At 55.9% G+C, this 22,040-nt stretch carries 20 protein-coding genes and 1 tRNA gene; 14 read left to right on the forward strand and 7 right to left on the reverse strand.

Annotation, left to right across the window (positions count from 1 at the left end; genetic code table 11):
- Positions 1-25 precede the first annotated feature (25 nt).
- Positions 26-889, reverse strand: coding sequence for a LysR family transcriptional regulator (locus tag M2406_RS22360; RefSeq protein WP_259191410.1), 864 nt, complete (start codon positions 887-889; stop codon positions 26-28).
- Positions 890-1,003: 114 nt separating this feature from the next.
- Between M2406_RS22360 and M2406_RS22365 the strand changes: the two genes are divergently transcribed.
- Positions 1,004-1,762 (forward strand): SDR family NAD(P)-dependent oxidoreductase, encoded by a 759-nt coding sequence (locus M2406_RS22365; protein ID WP_259191412.1) that lies wholly within the window; start codon positions 1,004-1,006, stop codon positions 1,760-1,762.
- A gap of 12 nt (positions 1,763-1,774) precedes the next feature.
- Here M2406_RS22365 and M2406_RS22370 read toward each other — a convergent pair whose 3' ends face one another.
- Entirely contained in the window at positions 1,775-2,374 is a 600-nt protein-coding gene (locus M2406_RS22370) for an HD domain-containing protein (RefSeq protein ID WP_012004601.1), read from the reverse strand.
- 111 nt (positions 2,375-2,485) lie between these two features.
- On the opposite strand from M2406_RS22370, the gene M2406_RS22375 reads away from it, so the two are divergent.
- From M2406_RS22375 to M2406_RS22405, 7 genes are all read left to right on the forward strand, one after another.
- On the forward strand, positions 2,486-2,950 hold the full coding sequence (locus tag M2406_RS22375; RefSeq protein ID WP_017891230.1) for a MarR family winged helix-turn-helix transcriptional regulator: 465 nt from the start codon (positions 2,486-2,488) through the stop codon (positions 2,948-2,950).
- Between the two features lie 156 nt (positions 2,951-3,106).
- On the forward strand, positions 3,107-3,532 hold the full coding sequence (locus M2406_RS22380) for an organic hydroperoxide resistance protein (protein WP_004950797.1): 426 nt from the start codon (positions 3,107-3,109) through the stop codon (positions 3,530-3,532).
- Between the two features lie 225 nt (positions 3,533-3,757).
- Positions 3,758-5,452 carry a kdo(2)-lipid A phosphoethanolamine 7''-transferase gene (gene eptB, locus M2406_RS22385; RefSeq protein WP_012004603.1) on the forward strand — a complete coding sequence of 565 codons (1,695 nt, stop codon included), beginning with the start codon at positions 3,758-3,760 and terminating at the stop codon, positions 5,450-5,452.
- 120 nt (positions 5,453-5,572) lie between these two features.
- Positions 5,573-6,163: a transcriptional regulator UhpA gene (gene uhpA, locus M2406_RS22390; protein ID WP_012004604.1), complete on the forward strand. Its 591-nt coding sequence runs from the start codon at positions 5,573-5,575 to the stop codon at positions 6,161-6,163.
- Positions 6,163-7,704: a signal transduction histidine-protein kinase/phosphatase UhpB gene (uhpB, locus tag M2406_RS22395; RefSeq protein ID WP_115183461.1), complete on the forward strand. Its 1,542-nt coding sequence runs from the start codon at positions 6,163-6,165 to the stop codon at positions 7,702-7,704. Before uhpA ends, uhpB begins: the two co-directional genes overlap by 1 nt.
- 94 nt (positions 7,705-7,798) lie before the next feature.
- A complete protein-coding gene (locus M2406_RS22400) occupies positions 7,799-9,130 on the forward strand; it encodes an MFS transporter (protein WP_012004606.1) in 1,332 nt (443 codons plus the stop codon).
- 120 nt (positions 9,131-9,250) lie between these two features.
- A tRNA-Pro gene (locus tag M2406_RS22405) sits at positions 9,251-9,327 on the forward strand.
- 48 nt (positions 9,328-9,375) lie between these two features.
- On the opposite strand, the gene M2406_RS22410 is transcribed toward M2406_RS22405, so the two are convergent.
- Positions 9,376-9,732, reverse strand: a complete 357-nt coding sequence (locus M2406_RS22410; RefSeq protein WP_041418428.1) for a transcriptional regulator — start codon at positions 9,730-9,732, stop codon at positions 9,376-9,378.
- Complete coding sequence (locus M2406_RS22415) at positions 9,720-10,016, reverse strand: DUF6516 family protein (protein WP_012004608.1); 297 nt, start codon at positions 10,014-10,016, stop codon at positions 9,720-9,722. The genes M2406_RS22410 and M2406_RS22415 overlap by 13 nt, the downstream gene beginning before the upstream one ends.
- Before the next feature lie 378 nt (positions 10,017-10,394).
- On the opposite strand from M2406_RS22415, the gene M2406_RS22420 reads away from it, so the two are divergent.
- The 6 genes from M2406_RS22420 to dppF all read left to right on the forward strand — a co-directional run bounded on the left by M2406_RS22420 (position 10,395) and on the right by dppF (position 18,354).
- Positions 10,395-12,086, forward strand: coding sequence for a glycosyl hydrolase family 18 protein (locus M2406_RS22420; RefSeq protein ID WP_012004609.1), 1,692 nt, complete (start codon positions 10,395-10,397; stop codon positions 12,084-12,086).
- A 603-nt stretch (positions 12,087-12,689) separates the two neighbouring features.
- The gene (gene dppA, locus M2406_RS22425; RefSeq protein WP_012004610.1) at positions 12,690-14,297 is read left to right on the forward strand and encodes a dipeptide ABC transporter periplasmic-binding protein DppA; all 1,608 of its coding nucleotides are present in this window, start codon (positions 12,690-12,692) and stop codon (positions 14,295-14,297) included.
- 142 nt (positions 14,298-14,439) lie between these two features.
- Positions 14,440-15,459 carry a dipeptide ABC transporter permease DppB gene (gene dppB / locus M2406_RS22430; protein WP_017891237.1) on the forward strand — a complete coding sequence of 340 codons (1,020 nt, stop codon included), beginning with the start codon at positions 14,440-14,442 and terminating at the stop codon, positions 15,457-15,459.
- A gap of 11 nt (positions 15,460-15,470) precedes the next feature.
- On the forward strand, positions 15,471-16,373 hold the full coding sequence (gene dppC / locus M2406_RS22435; protein ID WP_012004612.1) for a dipeptide ABC transporter permease DppC: 903 nt from the start codon (positions 15,471-15,473) through the stop codon (positions 16,371-16,373).
- A gap of 14 nt (positions 16,374-16,387) precedes the next feature.
- Positions 16,388-17,368, forward strand: coding sequence for a dipeptide ABC transporter ATP-binding protein (dppD, locus tag M2406_RS22440; protein WP_037422859.1), 981 nt, complete (start codon positions 16,388-16,390; stop codon positions 17,366-17,368).
- The gene (gene dppF / locus M2406_RS22445) at positions 17,365-18,354 is read left to right on the forward strand and encodes a dipeptide ABC transporter ATP-binding subunit DppF (RefSeq protein WP_012004614.1); all 990 of its coding nucleotides are present in this window, start codon (positions 17,365-17,367) and stop codon (positions 18,352-18,354) included. Before dppD ends, dppF begins: the two co-directional genes overlap by 4 nt.
- Before the next feature lie 279 nt (positions 18,355-18,633).
- Here dppF and bcsG read toward each other — a convergent pair whose 3' ends face one another.
- The 3 genes from bcsG to bcsE are packed head-to-tail and all read right to left on the reverse strand — an operon-like array spanning position 18,634 to position 22,040.
- Positions 18,634-20,286 carry a cellulose biosynthesis protein BcsG gene (gene bcsG, locus M2406_RS22450; RefSeq protein ID WP_259191420.1) on the reverse strand — a complete coding sequence of 551 codons (1,653 nt, stop codon included), beginning with the start codon at positions 20,284-20,286 and terminating at the stop codon, positions 18,634-18,636.
- Positions 20,270-20,485 carry a cellulose biosynthesis protein BcsF gene (gene bcsF / locus M2406_RS22455; protein WP_017891241.1) on the reverse strand — a complete coding sequence of 72 codons (216 nt, stop codon included), beginning with the start codon at positions 20,483-20,485 and terminating at the stop codon, positions 20,270-20,272. The genes bcsG and bcsF overlap by 17 nt, the downstream gene beginning before the upstream one ends.
- Positions 20,472-22,040 carry a cellulose biosynthesis protein BcsE gene (bcsE, locus tag M2406_RS22460; protein WP_259191422.1) on the reverse strand — a complete coding sequence of 523 codons (1,569 nt, stop codon included), beginning with the start codon at positions 22,038-22,040 and terminating at the stop codon, positions 20,472-20,474. The genes bcsF and bcsE overlap by 14 nt, the downstream gene beginning before the upstream one ends.

Here is a 22,040-nt window from a genome sequence, read left to right on the forward strand (position 1 = left end):
GTATCAAATTAGCATGCCTTATGTTTTAGCGTGTCAGTGGGCATTTTTCCCCGATGATTTCGGCCAGGAAATTCATTACCGCGCGCACGGCCGTCGAGCGGGCCAGGTCCGGGTAAGTGACCAGCCACAGCTCGCGGGTCGGGGCAGCGATTGCAGTGGGCAGTGTAACCATGTCTGGGTCGCCATCGGCAACAAACGTCGGCAATACTACCGCTCCTAGTCCCGATCGTGCGGCTTCTTGCAACGAGAACAGATCGCTGGCCTGAAATACCACCGGACGGCCCTGCAACAGCTGCTGTAGCCACTGTTGATGCGGTTGGTTTTGGTAGTGGTGATCGTAGCCGATGAAGGCCCGCGCCGCCTCCGGCAGGGCGGCGTGCTGTGGCGTGGCATACAGCGCATAGCGCATCATGCCGATGCGCTGTATCAGCAGGTCCGGTTGTTGTGGCCGCACCATGCGTACCGCCACTTCGGCGTCACCGCGATCCAGTTCGGCGATCGCCGATTCGCCGGAGAGTATCAGCGTAATATGCGGAAAAATCTGGTGAAATTGCGCAATCTGCGGGGCAATAACCCGCGCGGCAATCGACGGCGGGGCGCTGATACGCACCTGGGTTTGCGGTGTTTCACCAATGCTGCGCGCATGGCGGACTATGGCGTGGCTTTGGTTTTCGATGTCAGTCGCCAGCCCGGCAATCACCTTTCCGTCCTGCGTCAGCGGCGTGCTGCGCGGCAGACGGAGGATCAGCGGCAGGCCGAGAGCTTTCTCCAGCGCCGCCACCCGACGCCCTACCGTGGCGTGATCGCAGCCCAGCTCCCGTGCCGCTGCCGACAATGAACCGGTGCGTGCCAGCACCACGAAGTGTTTTAAATCCTGCCAATCGAACATCAGTGAATTCCTGCACAGTATTGCCGCGAGTTTACGGAATATTCACACAGACTGGGACGTGATTCAATGGCGTTATCTTTGTAACCAGATTGAATTATTCAATTAGGATACCTTATGAATTTGCATCTGCAGGGGCGTATCGCGTTGGTGACCGGTGCCAGCGAAGGGATTGGCGCAGGCATGGTTCGGGTATTGGCGGCGCAGGGGGTGACTGTGGTGGCGACGGCGCGCCGGGAAGACCGCTTGCAGACCCTGGCGGATGAGGTTGAGCAAGCCGGTGGCATACGGCCCTATGTCATCGCGGCAGATATCACCAATGCGCAAGCGCTCGACAGCATGCTGGCGCTGGCGCTACAGCAGTTCGGGACCATCGATATTGTGATTAATGCGGTCGGTGGGGCTCGCCCGACCACGTTGAGCGAAGGCGATGCCGGTTGGGAAGAAGCCTTTGCTCTGAACTTTACCCCGGCGCGTCGGATAACCCATGCGTTGCTGCCCCGGATGCTGGCGCAGGGCTGGGGACGGGTGATCAACATCAGTGGCTCGATGGAGCCGCGCAGTTTGAACGCTGCCACCGCCGCCAAGGGGGCGTTGCACCTATGGGCCAAGGGGCTGGCAGGCAACGTGGCGGCGCAAGGGGTTACGGTTAATACGCTGCAGCCCGGGCGGATTAATAGCGAGCAGGTGCGTGAAAAATTGCACCCGACAGAGGCCGCCCGCCAGGCGTTTATCGAACAGAATATCCCGATTGGCTATTTTGGTGAGCCGGAGGATATGGCCTATCTGGCCGCGTTTCTTTGTTCCCCGCAGGCGCGCTATATCACCGGGGCGGTGATCCCGGTGGATGGCGGTATGCATTATTTTGCGCACTGAAGTGGTTGTCGGCTATGCCGCATCGCTTTCCCGGTAGCGCCGGCGGGCATGTTCAAACCAGCTTGCCGGGACGTTATGCGGTGGCAATTGCAGCCTTTCCAGCCCCTTTTCGACAATATGATGCGCCTGCTGCCATAGCGTCGGGTCACCTTCGGTCAGCACTTCCAGCAGCCGCTGTTTTTCGATCAGATAGGTTCTGGCGAAATGGCTGTCATAGTCCAGCAGTGAGCGGGTGTTGTCGATCAGGTCCGCCAGCTTGATGGTTTTGGCCTGCGGTGAAGCCTTGGCGCTGTGGCGCCGATCGCGGTTTTTACGCTCGAAGCGGTTGCCGTCACCGGTGCCGCTGACGTTGGTCAGCATCGCCACCAGGCTCGCGACCTGTGGCCCAAAGTGGCTTTCGATATCGCCAAGAGTGGTGGGCGTATCTTCTACCGTGTCGTGCAGCCAGGCGGCGGCCAGCATTTCTTCGCTGTGCGGCACGCTGCTGACGATTTCCATTACCGCCTGCGGGTGAACAATGTAGGGGTCATTAGTGTATTTGCGGCGCTGATCGATAGCCGCATGGGCCTTGGTGGCGTAGCGGCGCGCGCGTTCTGCCAGAGTGTCTGTCATGTCCTTTTCCTCCACACAGCACCTCGCTGTGGCATCCCCTGCTTTTAACAAGGTAGCATATTGACTAAAAAATAGTTTGCGATTACATCGCGCACTACTTATATTCAGAGCATGAAAATCGAAAACACCGAACAACCCGCGACGAAAAACCTGCTGCTGCTCGACCAGCAACTTTGCTTTGCCCTGTACTCCGCCAACCTGGCGCTGAATAAGGTGTATCGCAAACTGCTGAGCCAGCTTGAACTCACCTATCCGCAATATCTGGTGATGCTGGTGCTGTGGGAGCGGGACGAAATCAGGGTCACGGACATTGGCGAACGGCTATTTCTCGATTCCGCCACTTTGACGCCATTGCTCAAACGCCTGGAGACCGCCGGTTTGTTAGCGCGTTACCGTGCCACCACCGATGAGCGGCAGGTGATTATTGCGTTAACCGATGCCGGTCGTGCGCTGCGTGAAAAAGCGCAGTCGGTGCCGGAAGCGGTCATGTGCGCTACCGATTGCAGCCTCGATGAAATCGTCAATATCAAACAGCAGTTGGAAAAGCTGCGTGGCAAGCTAATCAACCAGCTTTGACCCCCAGTGCCGGCAGCAGGATCGGCATGGGTGGACTACACTGGAAGTAAGCAGTAAATATATAGTGTGCGATTTAATCGTGAAAGATATACCAATGACGACGTTCCGCCTGCAGGAATTGCCGTCTTGCCTCCAACCAGAAAGAAGGAATGATGTATGTCGATTGAAAAAGTTGTGTACCGTGCTCATGCCACCGCAACCGGTGGCCGCGATGGCCGTGCGACCTCATCTGACGGCGTGTTGGATGTCAAACTGGGCGTGCCGAAAGAAATGGGCGGCGCGGGCGGTGAAGTCACCAACCCGGAACAGTTGTTTGCTGCCGGTTATTCGGCCTGCTTCCTCGGCGCACTGAAGTTTGTCGCGGCGAAAGAAAAAGTGAAAATCCCGGCCGAAGCCAAAATTGACGGCACCGTCGGTATTGGCGAAATCCCCAACGGTTTCGGCATCGAAGTGCAGTTGGATATCACCCTGCCGGGCATCGAGCGCAGCGTGGCGGAAGACCTGGTGAAAAAAGCCCACGTGGTCTGCCCTTATTCCAACGCCACTCGCGGCAATATTGATGTAACGCTTAACGTTAAGTAAGATTTCCGCCAATATCACGGAACAAATGGAGGGTTTCAGCCCTCCATTTCTCGTCTCGTGCCCCTTTATCCCTTGCACAAAAAATGGCAAAAATGGTTATTTTGTGAGAATTCTCTTGATTCTTACCCCCAAAATAGCGCTTATTGCCGATCGGCTGAACCTGCAGCCGCATCGAATGTCTGACTGACTTCAGAACTGTTAAAGCCCCCGGAGCCACCGCGTTACATGAACAAAGTTAAATCGCTATCACAGCAGAATTTATCGTTATTGTTAGCGATCTATATCGGCATCTTTTTGAACCTTTCCGTTTTCTATCGTCGCTTTGATTCGTTTTCGCACGGCATTCAGGGGATTAAGGTCATTTCTGCGGTAACCGAGGTTATCGCCATCGTTCTGTTCACCTTCTTTATTATGCGGCTGGTCTCGCTCGGCGGCCGGCTGTTCTACCGGATTATTGCCTCGCTATTGGTGCTGATTTCCGTGGCCGCCAGCTATTACATGACGTTTTTCAACGTGGTGATCGGCTACGGCATTGTGGTGTCGGTGATGACCACCGATATCGACCTGTCGAAAGAAGTGGTCGGTATGCACTTCGTGCTGTGGATGGTAGTGCTCAGCGCATTGCCGCTGCTGTGCATCTGGAAAAACAACCTGCGTTATACCCTGATCGAGCAACTGAAAACGCCCGGACACCGGATAAAACCGCTGGTGGTGCTGGTGGCAGTGGTGGCGCTGGTCTGGGTGCCGCTGCGTATGCTGGATAACGAGCAAAGCGCGCAGGAAAAAATCACCAATGTGGATTTGCCAAGCTACGGTGGCGTGGTTGCACATTCCTATTTGCCATCCAACTGGCTGTCGGCGTTGGGTCTGTTTGCCTACACCCGTTATGACGAAAGTCAGGATCAGGCCAATTTGTTCGACCCGGCCAAGAATTTTACCTATGTTGCACCGGCCGATATTGATGATACCTACGTGGTGTTTATCATTGGTGAAACCACGCGCTGGGATCACATGGGCATTCTTGGCTACGACCGCGACACTACGCCACGGCTGTCCAAAGAGAAAAATCTGGTGGCGTTCCGCGGCACGTCTTGTGATACCGCCACCAAACTGTCGTTGCGCTGTATGTTCGTGCGGGAAGGCGGCACGGCAGATAACCCGCAACGGACTCTGAAAGAGCAAAACGTGTTCGCGGTAATGAAAGATTTGGGCTTTACCTCCGAGCTGTTCGCCATGCAGAGTGAGGTTTGGTTCTATAACAACACCGAAGTGAACAACTATTCGTTCCGCGAGATGATCGCCTCCGAAAAGCGCAACGACGGCAAATCGGTTGACGATATGCTGCTAGTGGATGAAATGAAGGAGTCGCTGGCCCGTTATCCCAAGGGCAAGCATCTGGTGATCCTGCACACCAAGGGCTCACATTATCTCTATTCCCAGCGTTATCCGCGTAGCTACGCGCGTTATCAGCCGGAGTGTATCGGCGTTGACGATTTCTGCTCCAAGGACCAGTTGGTTAACGCCTTCGATAACTCGGTGCTGTATACCGACAGCTTTATCGCCAATGTGATTGATCAGGTACGTGAGAAGAAGGCGATTGTGTTCTATTCTTCCGATCACGGCGAATCGATCGGCGAGAATTCACACCTGCACGGCACGCCGCGTGAAATGGCGCCGGTGGAGCAGTTCCGCGTGCCAATGATGGTATGGGCATCCGACAAGTTCCTGGAAGATCCACAGCATCGCGGAGCGTTTGAGCAATTGCAGGCGCAGCAGCGGGTTGGCAAGACCCACCGCCATGTTGAGCTGTTCGATACCATTCTCGGCTGCCTCGGTTATACCTCGCCGAACGGCGGCATCGTGGCCAAAAACAACTGGTGCGATATTCCGCAGGAAAAAGCGTCGCCAAGCGAGCTGTAACCTCTCCCATACCGGGCGCACTGCGCCCGGTAAAATCTGCTTATACCTTCCTTTCATCAACTAATCTGGCTCAGGCTTGCGCTATACTTGCGCACTTTCCCCCTCGGACCGGAGATTTCCATGACCTTGCGCGTGGCGTTTATTGACGATCATGACATTGTGCGATCGGGCTTTGTGCAACTGCTGTCGCTGGAGCCGGATATTCAGGTGGTCGGCGAGTTCAGCAGCGCGGCTCAGGCACGCGCCGGCCTGCCCGGTCTGGAGGCGGAAATCTGTATCTGTGATATTTCGATGCCGGACGGCAGCGGGCTGGATCTGCTGGCGGACATTCCCTCCGGTATTCGGGTGGTGATGCTGTCGATGCATGACAACCCGGCGCTGGTGGAGCTGGCGCTGGAACGCGGTGCCTGCGGGTTCTTGTCCAAACGCTGCAAGCCGGAAGATTTGATCACCGCGGTACGCACCGTCGCCAGCGGTGGCGTGTATCTGATGCCTGAAATCGCCCAGCAACTGGCGCGAGTGAAGGTGGACCCACTGACGCGCCGTGAACGCGAAATCGCACTGTTGCTGGCGCAAGGACAGGAGGTGCGGGAGATTGCTGTCGCGCTGGGGCTGTCACCCAAAACGGTACACGTGCATCGCGCCAATCTGTTCGCCAAGCTGGGTATCAACAACAACGTCGAGCTGGCGAAGCGGATGCTGAACCTGTGATGCAACGCCTGATCACCCAACTGGCGTTGTTCTTTATCTATGCCACCAGTGCATTTTGCCTGTGGGGGATTGGCACCGCGCTGATCGACCCGCCGTGGCAGGCGTTGTTGCTGTTCCCGTTTGGTCTGCGTATGGGCATTCTGCTGCAAAGCCCTTACCGCTTCTGGCCGGGCATCCTGTTGGCCGATCTGCTGCTGATGGTGGTGTTGGCCGATCAGTTCGGTTACGGGCCGGCACTGTGGGCTTCGGTGGTGGTGCTGGTGTTGACGGTGTTGCTCAGTCTGGTGGCCTCCCCCTGGTTGCTGCGGCATCAGGAAAGCGACAGCGAATGGCAATGGCCATTGATGCAGGGCGCGGTAGTGGCGGTGGCCGCGTTGCTGCAGGCGCTGGTGTGGCAGTTAGTGAACGGCGAGGGTGCCAGAGCCCTGTTGCTGGGGCTGGCGGGTGGCTTCACCATTGCCCCAACCTGTCTGCTGCTGTGGCACTATCTGGCACGGCAGATCTGGGTACCGCTTGAACCGGGCCTGATCCATAAGCCGGTGACGCTAAGGTTGCGCCATCTGGCCAGCTATTTGCTGCTGTTTGCGCTCAGTATCTGGCTGCAACAGCAGGTTAATGCCGCAGAGCTGCGCCGCTTCGCGCCGTTTTGTCTGGCCATCCCGATAGTCTTTATGTCCTATCGCTACGGCTGGCAGGGCGCGCTGTTGGCAACCTTGCTTAATGGGGTGGTGCTGGTAGCCAACGAACCGCCACAGCCCGAATCGCACCGTGATTTACTGTTGTCGCTGCTGGCCCAGAGCCTGACCGGTTTGTTGCTCGGCGCGGGTATTCAACGCCAGCGTGAGCTGAACCAGCAACTTCGGCTGCGGCTGACGGAAAACCGCCAACTGGCGCGCGCGCTGGTCACGGCAGAAGAACAGACCCGGCGCGAGGTGGCGCGGGAGCTGCACGACGAGGTCGGTCAAACCATCACCGTGATCCGCACCCAGGCCAGTATTATCAAGCGTTTGGCACCACAGCCGCAGGTGATGGGCTGCGCCGAGGCGATAGATACGCTGGCGCTGCGGGTATATGACGGCGTCCACGACGTGTTGACGCAACTGTGGCCGGCTGCGTTGAATAATTTGCCGCTGTCGGCGGCGGTGGCGGCGATGCTGCGCGAATCGCTGCCGCAGGATACGTCGCTGGTGAGTGTGATGCAGTGGCAGGTGCCGGATGAGTTGCTGGATGAGACGTTGAAAATTACGCTGTATCGGGTGTGTCAGGAAGGGGTGACCAATGTCTGTCGTCACGCCGCCGCCAGCCGGATTGAGCTGGATGCACGTCTTCGTCAGCGCAAAGGGCGGTTGCCGCAGGTGCTACTGACCATTCGCGATAACGGCGTCGGTATCGATCTGGCCCATCATGAGCCGGGTTATGGTCTGCGCGGCATGCAGGAGCGCATCAGTGCGCTGGGCGGCCGCCTGCGACTGACGTCGGAGAATGGCACCTGTTTGAATGTGATCTTACCCACAGTTTCACCGGCGGAAGGGCCAAACTAGGAAATACTCCTAGGCGCGTCGGGAATCCGGCGTAAGTCATTTTCGCGCGCGCGCAGCATGATAGCGGCACTTTTCATATTCTCTGAGGTTTCACATGTGGTCTTTCCTTAAAAGCCGCGATGATGTGCCGCCGGTTACCGATCAAAAACAGATCGATGCCAGCTATAAATACTGGCGCATCCAGCTGATGTGGACGATGTACATCGGCTATGCCGCGTTTTACTTCACGCGCAAAAGCTTCAACTTCATTATGCCGGCAATGCTGAGCGATCTTGGCCTGACGATGTCCGACGTCGGTATTCTCGGTACGCTGTTCTACATCACTTACGGCTGCTCGAAGTTTATTTCAGGCATGATCAGCGATCGTTCCAACCCGCGCTATTTTATGGGGTTGGGCCTGATTATGACCGGCATACTCAATATCTTCTTCGGTCTCAGTTCTTCGCTGCTGATGCTGGGGACGTTGTGGATCCTCAACGCCTTCTTCCAGGGCTGGGGTTGGCCGCCATGTTCGAAAATCCTCACAAGCTGGTACTCGCGCTCCGAGCGCGGTAGCTGGTGGGCGATCTGGAATACATCGCATAACTTTGGCGGTGCGTTAATCCCGCTGCTGGTCGGCTTTATCTCGCTGCACTTTAGCTGGCGCTACGGCATGATTATTCCGGGTATTATCGGCGTGGTGTTGGGGCTGCTGATGTGCTGGCGCCTGCGTGACAAGCCGTCCACCATGGGGCTGCCCAGCGTGGGTAAATGGCGTAACGATGCCATGGAACTGGTGCAGGAATCGGAAGGCCAGGGGCTGACCAACCGCGAAATCATCAAGCGCTACGTGTTGACCAACAAATACATTTGGCTGCTGGCGGTGTCTTACGTGCTGGTGTACATCGTGCGTACGGCCATCAACGACTGGGGTAACCTGTACCTGACCCAGGAAAAAGGCTATTCGCTGATGACCGCCAACTCGGCGATATCCTTGTTCGAAGTGGGCGGCTTTATCGGCTCGCTGGTGGCCGGTTGGGGCTCTGACAAACTGTTCCGCGGTAACCGTGGGCCAATGAACCTGATCTTCGCCATCGGCATCTTCCTGTCGGTTGCGGCGCTGTGGATCATGCCGGGTGTTACTTTCCTGCTGCAGGCGGCCTGCTTCTTTGCTATCGGCTTCTTTATCTTTGGTCCGCAGATGCTGATCGGCATGGCAGCGGCGGAATGTTCGCACAAGGATGCTGCCGGGGCGGCAACCGGTTTTGTCGGCCTGTTTGCTTATCTGGGGGCAGCGTTGTCCGGTTACCCGATTGCCCGCATCATGGAAATCTGGCACTGGAATGGGTTCTTCGTGGTGATCTCGATCGCTGCCTGTTTGTCTGCGTTGTTCCTGTTGCCGTTCTTGCGTGCTCAATCACCGGCGCTGAAAACTGCCAAGGCATGATGAAAAAGCGCGCTGTGGGCTGCTGTAGCGCGCTTTATGCCGCTTTTATCACCACTTGATTGACCGGGACGAGAAAGTGATTGACGCGTAATATCGTCAGCAGTAAGATGCGCCCCGCATCGGCGAGTAGCGCAGCTTGGTAGCGCAACTGGTTTGGGACCAGTGGGTCGGAGGTTCGAATCCTCTCTCGCCGACCACATTCAAGAAAACCTGCTTTTTAAAGCAGGTTTTTTTTCGTCTGTAGTTTAGGCGGCCTTGCCGGTGACGAAGTCAAAATGGATCTCGTCGTACGAGAAGATAATCTTCGTGCCTTTCTTATCTAAAACTCCGGCATTCAGCAGAGCCTGGACATCCGTATGTACGGCTTTGAAATCTCGATTTACTCGTCTGGAGAGTTCGCGGATTGACATTGCTTCTGCTCCTGTCATTTCCTCGAGTAGCGCCATCCGGTTATTGTTCAGCAATACATAGGTTAGCGTTTTAACATCCGGGAATATCAGCCTGCTGCCCATATCCGCGCCGGATAATGCTTTGGAAAAATCGGTTTTAAGCCCGTCGATCGCCTGTTGGACAGGCATGACACTGACCATTAGAGTGCGCATTTCGGCCTCCTCAGCTGGTTCACTTCTGTAACGAAATCATCAACCAGCTTATTGATATCAATAAATTCTATTGGGATCTCGGCGATGCCGAGATGCTTGTGGTCGCCTTTACCCGCTTCATTGTCATAGCGCAATAGGCATTCATCCTTTACTACATAGGCCAAACGATACTTGTATTTATGGTTGCTGCCTCTTATCGAGGGGGTGACGTCCCAGACAACCAAACTAAGCAAACTGTTTGTGTCCAGCCAAATGCGCCTCTTCATGACCAGTGTTGCCGGCATTGAACATTCCTTGTTGATGTTTACGCTACCATCAAAATTAATTTGATGTCAATTACGACATCAAAACCATGACGAATATTTATCCTTTCCCTGTATTTAATTCACTATCCTGATTCCCACTGCTGCTGGTTATCTATTATTAAATTAATTCATTATTGCTCAATAAAACCCGGTTGATAGCGCTATTGTTTTAAGGATTAATTTATCTATAGTCTGAATACACGAAATGGGAATGATAGATTTCCGTTACGTGGGAAAGATTAATACTTAGTTATTCATTTTAATCGGCCAGAGTTATTGCGGAATTATTTTTGTCCGACAATCGGCGGTCGTCATTAAATATTTTACGTTTATCCTCTCGGAATAAAGGAATCAGTTATGCGCAAATTTAATAAACCGCTGTTGGCGTTGCTGATCGGCAGCACGCTGTGCTCTGCGGCGCAGGCCGCCGTGCCGGGCAAGCCTACGCTGGCCTGGGGCAATACCAAGTTCGCCATTGTCGAGGTTGATCAGGCGGCGACGGCTTATAATAACCTGGTGAAGGTGAAAAATGCCGCCGACGTTTCCGTTTCATGGAATTTATGGAATGGCGATACCGGTACCACGGCAAAAGTATTATTAAATGGCAAAGAAGTCTGGAGCGGTGCCTCAACCGGCGCTTCGGGCACGGCAAACTTTAAGGTTAATAAAGGCGGCCGTTATCAAATGCAGGTGGCGTTATGTAATGCTGATGGTTGTACCGCCAGCGATGCCACCGAAATTGTAGTGGCGGATACCGATGGCAGTCATTTGGCGCCATTAAAAGAACCGTTGCTGGAAAAGAATAAGCCTTATAAACAAGACTCCGGCAAAGTGGTCGGTTCTTATTTCGTTGAATGGGGCGTTTACGGCCGTAATTTCACCGTCGATAAACTGCCGGCACAGAACCTGACGCATTTGCTGTACGGTTTCATTCCAATCTGCGGCGGTGACGGCATCAACGACAGTCTGAAAGAGATCGAAGGCAGTTTCCAGGCGCTGCAACGCTCTTGCCAGGGTCGTGAAGACTTCAAGGTGTCGATCCACGATCCGTTCGCCGCGTTGCAGAAAGGGCAAAAAGGCGTGACCGCCTGGGACGACCCCTACAAAGGCAACTTTGGTCAGTTGATGGCGCTGAAGCAGGCTCGTCCGGACCTGAAAATCCTGCCGTCGATTGGTGGCTGGACCCTGTCCGACCCGTTCTTCTTTATGGGTGACAAGGCCAAGCGCGATCGCTTCGTCGGCTCGGTGAAAGAGTTCCTGCAAACCTGGAAGTTCTTTGACGGCGTGGATATCGACTGGGAGTTCCCGGGCGGGCAGGGCGCTAACCCGAAACTGGGCAGCGCACAGGATGGGGCGACCTATGTGCAACTGATGAAAGAACTGCGGGCGATGCTGGATCAGCTTTCCGCGGAAACCGGTCGCAAGTATGAACTGACCTCTGCGATCAGCGCCGGTAAGGACAAAATCGACAAGGTGGACTACAACACTGCGCAGAACTCGATGGATCACATCTTCCTGATGAGTTACGACTTCTACGGCGCGTTCGATCTGAAAAACCTGGGCCATCAGACCGCACTGAAAGCGCCGTCCTGGAAACCGGATACGGCCTATACCACGGTGAATGGCGTTAACGCGCTGCTGACGCAGGGAGTGAAGCCGGGCAAAATCGTGGTGGGGACTGCCATGTACGGCCGCGGCTGGACCGGTGTTAACGGCTACCAGAACAACATTCCGTTTACCGGCACCGCGACCGGCCCGGTAAAAGGCACCTGGGAAAATGGCATCGTGGATTATCGCCAAATCGCCAATGAGTTTATGAGCGGTGAATGGCAGTACAGCTACGACGCCACTGCCGAAGCGCCTTATGTGTTCAAACCTTCCACCGGTGACCTGATCACCTTCGACGATGCCCGCTCGGTGCAGGCGAAGGGCAAGTATGTGCTGGATAAGCAGTTGGGCGGGTTGTTCTCCTGGGAAATCGACGCCGATAACGGAGATATTCTGAACAATATGAATAGCAGCCTGGGCAACAGCGCCGGCACGCAATAAATCGGTTGTAGCACGTTGCCGGGGGATATCCTTTTGCCCCCGGCTTTTTAACAGACGAAAGTTTTTTTACGGTGAATAGATTGTGGCGTCACCCGGCTAAAAAAATGCGCCGACGCCTCACCCTTTCGGGTGACAGGACAGCATTTCGTCCTGTCTTTTACGCCGATCACAAAAATAACCGTTCAGATATTCATCATTCAGCAACAAACTTTTTTAGTTTTTTATCGGAGTTAAACACCAGCAACTTTCTGCAACACAGCCTATCGAACTAAAAATGACCGCATAGCATAAGTTTTCATGCTGCCACTGTTAAAAAAAGGTTTTTTTTATGTTTGTTTGCTGTTTCTCACAGTCTGCGTAAATCCCCACTGGTTATATTGACGACACCCCAAACAGTTGGCAATTTGGTAGCCTCAGGGGTAAGAGCGAGAGTTGTTTGAGTGAATTCCACGCGCTCAGACGCCCCCACCGGGAGGCGTTCCACCCGGCTCTCTCGCGCAATTATCCCTCCCAGCCTTCGGGCACGACTGCACAGGCCGCGCAATAAAAAATACAGGCTCTGGCGGTAATACACACATCACATCACATAATGGAGCACAAACGATGACAAGTTCCTTGGGAAAAACAGGGATTCTGAAATTCGGTATTGGGCTGATTGCGCTGACCGTTGCGGCCAGCGTGCAAGCCAAGACTCTGGTTTACTGTTCTGAAGGTTCCCCGGAAGGGTTCAACCCGCAGCTGTTCACCTCGGGTACTACCTATGACGCCAGCTCGGTGCCTATTTACAACCGTCTGGTCGAATTCAAAATCGGCACCACCGAACTGCAGCCGGGCCTGGCTGAAAAATGGGATGTCAGCGAAGACGGCAAAATCTACACCTTCCACCTGCGTAAAGGCGTGAAGTGGCAGAGCAGCAAAGACTTCAAACCGACCCGTGATTTCAACGCCGACGACGTGGTGTTCTCCTTCGAACGCCAGCTGGACGCGAAAAATGCCTATCACAAAGTCTCCGGCGGCAGCTATGAGTACTTTGAAGGCATGGACATGCCGAAGCTGATCGCCAAAATCGAGAAAGTGGACGACTACACCGTTCGCTTTGTGCTGACCCGTCCGGAAGCCCCGTTTGTGGCTGACCTGGGTATGGACTTCGCTTCTATTCTGTCTGCCGAATACGCCGACGTAATGATGAAGGCCGGCACCCCGGAGAAAATTGACCTGAACCCAATCGGTACCGGTCCGTTCCAACTGCTGCAATACCAGAAAGACTCCAAGATTCTCTACAAGGCGTTTGACGGTTTCTGGGGCACCAAGCCGAAGATTGACCGTTTAGTGTTCTCCATCACGCCAGACGCTTCCGTGCGTTACGCCAAACTGCAGAAAAACGAATGCCAGGTGATGCCGTACCCGAACCCGGCTGACATCGCGCGCATGAAGCAGGACAAAACCATCAATCTGATGGAGCAACCGGGGCTGAACGTCGGCTACCTGTCGTTCAACGTTGAGAAAAAACCGCTGGATAACCTGAAGGTGCGCCAGGCGTTGACCCTGGCGGTCAACAAGCAGGCGATCATCGACGCGGTGTACCAGGGTGCAGGCCAGGCGGCCAAGAACCTGATCCCACCGACCATGTGGGGCTATAACGACGCGGTGAAAGACTACACCTACGATCCGGTCAAGGCTAAAGAACTGCTGAAAGAAGCGGGCATGGCAGACGGTTTCTCCATCGATCTGTGGGCAATGCCGGTACAGCGTCCGTACAACCCGAACGCGCGCCGCATGGCGGAAATGATCCAGTCTGACTGGGCGAAAATCGGCGTGAAAGCCAAAATCGTAACCTATGAGTGGGGCGAATACCTCAAGCGCGCCAAAGCGGGCGAACATCAGACGGTGATGATGGGCTGGACCGGCGACAATGGGGATCCGGATAACTTCTTCGCCACGCTGTTTAGCTGCGCCGCGGCTAAAGATGGCTCCAACTATTCTCGCTGGTGCTACAAGCCGTTTGAAGATCTCATTCAACCGGCGCGCGCCGAATCGAACCACGACAAACGCATCGAACTGTACAAACAGGCTCAGGTAGTGATGCACGATCAGGCTCCGGCGCTGATTGTTGCCCACTCCACCGTTTACGAGCCAGTGCGTAAGGAAGTGAAGGGCTACGTCGTGGATCCGCTTGGTAAGCATCACTTTGAGAATGTCTCTCTGGATTAATTTTACTACCGGTTAATACCACGCCCCTCTCTTTAAGGGAGGGGTGGGGTTGCCCGTAGGCAGAGAAGCACCAGAGGTGTGTGAGCTTTAATAAGCCTGGCGGACGATGAGCTGCCGGGCATTGATACAGAGAGTTCGGGATATGTTGCAGTTCATACTCCGACGTTTGGGGTTAGTTATCCCAACGTTTATCGGCATCACTTTGCTGACTTTTGCATTCGTCCATATGATCCCCGGCGACCCGGTGACCATCATGGCCGGGGAACGCGGGATCTCCGCAGAACGCCATGCACACCTGATGGCGGAAATGGGGCTGGATAAACCGCTCTATCAACAATATTTCACTTACGTATCCAACGTGTTGCATGGCGATCTGGGTACCTCGCTTAAAAGCCGAATCTCCGTTTGGGAAGAGTTCGTTCCGCGCTTCAAGGCCACCCTGGAGTTGGGGCTCTGCGCGATGATTTTCGCCGTGCTGGTGGGCATTCCGGTTGGGGTGCTGGCGGCGGTCAGGCGAGGCTCAATATTCGATCATACCGCGGTGGGCATCTCACTGACCGGCTATTCGATGCCGATTTTCTGGTGGGGCATGATGTTGATCATGCTGGTCTCGGTGCAGCTGAACCTGACGCCGGTATCGGGACGGGTCAGCGATACGGTGTTCCTTGACGATAGCCTGCCGTTGACCGGTTTTATGCTGATCGACACCCTGATCTGGGGCGAACCGGGCGATTTCGCTGACGCCGTGATGCATATGATCCTGCCGGCCATAGTGTTGGGTACCATCCCGCTGGCGGTCATTGTGCGTATGACGCGCTCCTCGATGCTGGAAGTACTGGGCGAAGATTACATCCGTACCGCGCGCGCCAAGGGCGTGAGCCGTATGCGGGTGATTGTGGTGCATGCGCTGCGTAACGCCTTGCTGCCGGTCGTGACGGTGATCGGCCTGCAGGTCGGCACCATGTTGGCCGGTGCGATCCTGACCGAAACCATCTTCTCCTGGCCGGGCCTGGGGCGTTGGCTGATGGACGCATTGCAACGTCGCGACTATCCGGTTGTTCAGGGCGGCGTATTGCTGGTCGCCTGTATGATTATTCTGGTTAACCTGCTGGTAGACGTGCTCTACGGCGTGGTCAACCCGCGTATTCGCCACAAGAAATAAGGGGCGCTCTAATGTCTCAAGTCACTGAGTCTGTCGTTAAAGGTGCGCCGAAGCCGATGAGCCCGTTCCAGGAGTTCTGGCACTATTTCAAGCGCAATAAAGGGGCCGTTGTCGGCCTGGTGTATATCGTTCTGATGTTTGTGATTGCCATCGGTGCCGGGGTGCTGGCACCGCATGCGCCGGCGGATCAGTTCCGCGATGCGCTGCTCAAACCGCCGGTCTGGCAGGAAGGCGGCAGTTGGCAATATCTGCTGGGTACCGATGACGTTGGCCGCGATGTGCTGTCGCGCCTGATGTACGGCGCCCGACTGTCACTGTTGGTTGGCTGCCTGGTGGTGGTGCTGTCGCTGATCATGGGCGTGGTGCTGGGCCTGCTGGCCGGTTACTTTGGCGGCGTGGTGGATGCCATCATCATGCGTATCGTCGACATTATGCTGGCGTTGCCCAGCCTGCTGTTGGCGTTGGTATTGGTGGCGATTTTCGGTCCGTCGATCGTCAATGCTTCACTGGCGTTAACCTTTGTCGCCTTGCCGCACTATGTGCGTCTGACCCGTGCTGCGGTATTGGTGGAAGTGAACCGCGACTACGTCACCGCTTCACGCGTGGCGGGGGCCGGTGCGATGCGCCAAATGTTTATCAATATCCTGCCAAACTGCCTGGCGCCGCTGATCGTTCAGGCTTCTCTGGGTTTCTCGAACGCTATCCTGGATATGGCCGCTCTCGGCTTCCTGGGTATGGGTGCACAACCGCCAACGCCGGAGTGGGGCACCATGCTCTCCGACGTACTGCAGTTCGCACAAAGCGCCTGGTGGGTAGTAACCTTCCCTGGCGTGGCGATCCTGCTGACGGTGCTTGCATTTAACCTGATGGGGGACGGCTTGCGTGATGCTCTCGACCCCAAACTCAAGCAGTAAAGAGGACGAGAGAGATGGCGTTATTAAATGTAGACAAGCTTTCGGTGCACTTCGGTGACGAAGGCACCCCTTTCCGCGCGGTAGACCGTATCAGTTACAGCGTGGAGCAGGGCCAGGTAGTGGGGATCGTCGGTGAATCCGGCTCCGGCAAATCCGTCAGCTCGCTGGCGATTATGGGGCTGATCGATTTTCCCGGTAAGGTAATGGCCGAAAAGCTGGAGTTTAACGGCCAGGATCTGCGCAAAATTTCCGAAAAAGAGCGCCGCCAACTGGTGGGCTCGGAAGTGGCGATGATCTTCCAGGATCCGATGACCAGCCTGAACCCATGCTACACCGTCGGTTTCCAGATTATGGAAGCGCTGAAGGTGCATCAGGGCGGCAACCGTCGCACCCGCCGCCAGCGGGCTATCGACCTGCTGACGCAGGTGGGCATTCCCGATCCGGCCTCGCGGCTGGACGTGTATCCGCACCAGCTTTCCGGTGGGATGAGCCAGCGCGTGATGATCGCCATGGCAATTGCCTGTCGGCCGAAGCTGCTGATTGCCGATGAACCGACCACCGCACTCGACGTGACCATCCAGGCGCAAATTATCGAGCTGCTGCTGGAGTTGCAGCAGCGGGAAAATATGGCGCTGCTGCTGATTACCCACGATTTGGCGCTGGTGTCCGAGGCGGCGCATCACATCATCGTGATGTATGCCGGTCAGGTAGTGGAATCCGGTAAAGCATCGGAAATCTTCCGCGCACCGCGACATCCTTATACTCAGGCGCTATTGCGCGCGCTGCCGGAGTTCGCGGCTGACAAGGCGCGCCTGGCTTCGCTGCCGGGCGTGGTACCGGGCAAATATGACCGCCCAAGCGGCTGTTTGCTCAACCCTCGTTGCCCGTACGCCAATGAGCGCTGCCGCGTTGAAGAGCCGGAATTACGCACCATTCCCGGCCGTCAGGTTAAATGTCACACACCGCTGGATGATGCGGGGAGGCCGACCGTATGAGCCAGAACCAACCCTTATTGCAGGCGATTGACCTGAAGAAACACTACCCGGTCAAGAAGGGCATCTTTGCCCCGGAAAGGCTGGTTAAAGCGCTGGACGGCGTCTCTTTCACCCTTGAGCGTGGCAAAACGCTGGCGGTGGTGGGCGAGTCCGGCTGTGGCAAGTCAACGCTGGGCCGTTTGTTGACGATGATTGAAGTGCCGACCGGCGGTGAGCTGTACTATCAGGGGCAGGATCTGCTGAAACCGGACGTCACCGCGGAGAAGCTGCGGCGCCAGAAGATCCAGATTGTGTTCCAGAATCCTTACGGATCGCTTAACCCACGTAAAAAGGTCGGGCAGATCCTCGAGGAGCCGCTGCAGATCAATACCGGGCTAAACAGCGCGCAACGTCGTGAGAAAGCGCTGGAGATGATGGCCAAGGTCGGCCTGAAAACCGAACATTACGATCGCTACCCGCACATGTTTTCCGGCGGTCAACGCCAGCGTATTGCTATCGCACGCGGGCTGATGCTTAACCCGGACGTGGTGATTGCCGACGAACCTGTCTCCGCCCTTGATGTCTCGGTGCGGGCGCAGGTACTGAATCTGATGATGGATCTGCAGCAGGATTTGGGGCTGTCCTATGTGTTCATCTCGCACGATTTGTCGGTAGTTGAGCATATTGCCGACGAAGTGATGGTGATGTACCTCGGTCGCTGTGTGGAAAAGGGCAGCAAAGATGCCATTTTCAACAACCCGCGTCATCCGTATACCCAGGCGTTGTTGTCTGCGACGCCACGTCTGAATCCGGATATGCGTCGTGAACGCATCAAACTGACCGGCGAACTGCCCAGCCCGATGAATCCACCGCCGGGTTGCGCATTCAATGCCCGCTGCCGTCGTGCTTTTGGACCATGTACCCAGTTGCAGCCCCAGTTGAAGCAATACGGCGAACAGATGGTGGCCTGCTTTGCGGTCGATCAGGATGAAAATCCTGCGGCATAACTTTGTTATCAATCACGATTAATTAGAATGCCGGCATTTACGCCGGCATTTTTTTGATTAAACCCATTGGTTTATTAATTAGTTTATTGAGCGAATAATTAATTCGTATTAATAGCGCTTATTTCTCTTAACGAAATCCTGACGAAATAATCGTTAGTTAGGAATCTTCGCACGATCATAATAATTGAATCGCTTAAGTTTAACTTTGCCTGATATCGGCTATAAAAAAGCACGCCCGAAGGCGTGCTTAATAATAACGGGCCAGACTCTTAGCTGCATTTACTGGGGGTAAGGCACCCAATCACCGCCGTTCAAGCGGATGTACGGTTTACCCTGGTATTGCATCACGATGGCGTTGTCATTCTCCGAAATGACCGCCGTCTGCGGCAGGTTCTGCGTCAGCGCCTGCCAGTCTACGCTCGGGGCGGTGAACGCTTTACCGTCGACCAGGCGGGCGACCAGCTCGGAAAGCGCCAGGTAACTGCTCGGCGTTTTAACCTGCAGCGGGCTGCCCTGATGTGGCGCTTTCATGCCCACCAGTTTGATGCCCACCGGCGTATGGGTAATGTTCGGGCTGGGGATATCCCGCAGGCCGGACATCTGCATTTTATCGCCCACCAGCGCTGCGCCGTGCTCCGGCACAATCACCACCATCACCTTGCGCCCGGACTTCTCCAGTTGATCAAGGAAGGTATTCAACTGGTCGAACAGTTTTTGCGCCCGCGGCTGATAGTCGGCGCTCTTGTTCGAACCGACAAAACGGTTGCCGTCATGCAGCGGAATGACGTTGAAGAAGGTGGCGCTGCGGGTATCGCCGGCCTTTTGCTGCTGGCTCAGCCAGCGGGTGAGCAGTTCCAGATCGTTGTAAATCGGTTCGCCGTCAAACGACGCCAACTCATTGCCGATACCGGCCTGAGACATCAGCGGGGCCTGTATATCCCCCTGCTCACGCAGCTCTTTGAGGAAGTTACCGAACACGCCGGAGTGATCGAGCATCAGCTGTTCTTTGAAGCCCAGCTTGGCCAGATTATCAAACAGATAGCACTGCTGATTCACCGGTTGATACAGATCGTGGTGTGAGGGTTGACCGCAGCTGGCGCGCAGCAGACGGATGGCCGCCGGGCCGCTGTAGGCGGTCGCCGAGTTGAAGTTGTCGAACATGATGTCCATCTTCGACCACAGCGGGTGGTTTTCCAGTTTCACCGCATCCATGTCGGCCCAGGCCAGCGAACAGATATTGATCACCAGCAGGTCGAACGGCTGAGCATCGGCAGGCAGGCTGGCCGGGAAGGCGGTGGCGCGGGCCTTTTCCTTATCGTAGAACTGGTTCAGATAGGCCGTCAGGTTGGCGCTGGTGGGTGGCGCACTGTCCGCCGGGGCGCTATCACCGCCAGCCGCCGGGGCTGTCGCTGCCGGTGTGCCGCTGGTGGAAGCGGTGCTGCTGGCGGGCAGCAGTGACACTGCCGGGCCGGCAATATTGACCAGGTTCAGCCACACCAGCGCGGCGACGGTGAACACCGTCACCCGTATCCACTGGGATAAAAACAGATAGGCAATCAGCATCACAAAGGCGGCGCCAATCATCTGCCAGTTGATAAAGCGGTTGGTCAACTCCAGCAGATACTGGGCACTGAAGCCGGTCAGTTGCGAGCCCTGGCTCATGATGCTGTTGATGCCGGGCAGCCAGGTGTCGTGATAGAACAGCGCGAAACCGATCGGGATTGCCAGGTAATGTCGCCAGCGATGCACGCGCAGCGCCGGTATCGGCATCAACAAAAATGCCATGAACACCAGGTTTGGCAGTGCGTGGAAATTCAGGTAACCGAACCACAGCAGGGCAAACTTGGCCAGGAAGTAGTAGTTCCAGCCCCCCAGCCCACGCCAGTAGCGCCACAGGGAGTTATCGGATTGCGGGTTATTTGTTGGCTTCATGGCTATTTTTACGCTTAATCTGGGATGAAGAACCTTCGCGCACCCATAACCCGGCGGATTTTAAATAGCGCGGTGATAACAACAGGTTTTGCCAGTATTGACGCCAGTGCGGGAAACGCCGATGAAAGGCATAGCCCAGTGGAATAAAAATAATGGCGCACAGGATAATCAACTGCACAATATCGCTAAGATTCAACATGCTTGTTCTCCTGTGCCGTGGTGGTTAGCGTGAAGGCCACCGGTTGACGGCGTTCCTGCGGGCTTGCTGCCTCGGCGGCGGTTTGACGTGGTGCCACCGCGGCGGTCGCCGCGCCCAACGGAACCGGGGCGTTGTGCGCCAGCCGTTTGATTTCTGAAATAATATCTACGTCCTGATGCCAGACCACCCGGTTGCTGAAGGCTTCGCCTACCGGCAGGCGGAAGATAAATTTCAGGGCGGTATCCAAATCGTTAATTCGGCAGGTGGAGAGGAACAGCACCAGCCGGCCTTGCACCACGGTCATCACGTCGCCGAAGCGGCGCAAAAAACACAGGGTCATCGCCTGTTCGGCACGCAGCCCCGGCGCCGGGCGCAGTGCGACCATCACGCCTTTACCGTCCTCCGGCAACAGCGTGTTGCCCATCAGCGAAATGACTGCCTGGCTAAAATCATCCGGCCGCATGTAGCCCTTCAACTGCAACGGCCGCAACCCGGCCAGCAGGGCGTCGATATCTGCCGGAACGTGGCGTGAGAAGCGCTGCCCCTGGATGCCTTCAAGCATGGTCAGAAAGCGCGACAGCGGTGCCACGTGCGGCACAATCAGGTTGGCGCCGCAGGCCAGCAGCAGGCGTTCGTCGCTGTAACGCAGGCTGGCGCTCATCTCGCGCACCACGATTTTCAGCCCGTTGCCGCGTTGGCGGCGCAGGCTGTGGATTTGGTGTGCCAGTGCATCGATTTCATCGCTTTGGTACAGCGCAAAAATCAACGTTGCCGAGAGTGTCAGCATGCCGTGCTGCGCCAGTAGCGCATTACTTTCCAGTAGTTGCCAGTTGGCCGACAGCGGCGGCGCACCTTCCAGAATGCTCTGTTGGGCCAGATAAAGTCCTTCATCGCTGCGAATGGAGGTCGGCGAGGGTTTGTTGTTGTCATCGTCACCCTGCCAGCCGTTTTCACCGGCATACAGCGTCAGCAGTTGGTTGGCATTGATGCCGTTTTCGGTACTCCACCAGTTAACCAAATACTGTGCGCTGTCCTGTTGCCACTGCAGGCTGGACAGGCCGTTAAGGATCCGGTGCTGGGCGCTGAGTTGCCCCTTGAGCTTGTTGACGCCGCCGCCGTGGCTGAGGATCAGCAGCGTGCAGCCTTGTCGGCGTAACCAGGCGCCGGTAGTGCGGGTCCAGTCGCGCAGTTCTTCACTGGTGAAGGTTTGCCACAAACTGGCATGGGCCAACAGGATCAATAAGCGGTTTTGGGGTTTTAAGGCGCGCATCAGGTCGTCGCTGAAATGCGTCAGCGCGGCTTTTTTTTCCGGCAGCTGGTACAGCGGAATTTTTTTCAGCGCCGGTGAGGCAAGCTCGGCCAGCAGCCGGTCAGGTTTATCCCCACTGCAAATCAATGCCACCTGGCTGGTTGCGGCCTGGGCGGCTATGGTTTGTTGGCAAAGCAGGTTAGCATCGGTTTGACGGTCGATATTCACCCAATACAGACCCGGGGCCTGCATGACAGACAGTTCTTCCCAAACCTGCCGAATACCTAATGAGAAAGATTGCGCCAT

The sequence above is a fragment of the Serratia sp. BIGb0163 genome, assembly GCF_024809935.1.
In the GTDB taxonomy this organism is placed as follows: Bacteria; Pseudomonadota; Gammaproteobacteria; order Enterobacterales; family Enterobacteriaceae; genus Serratia; species Serratia quinivorans.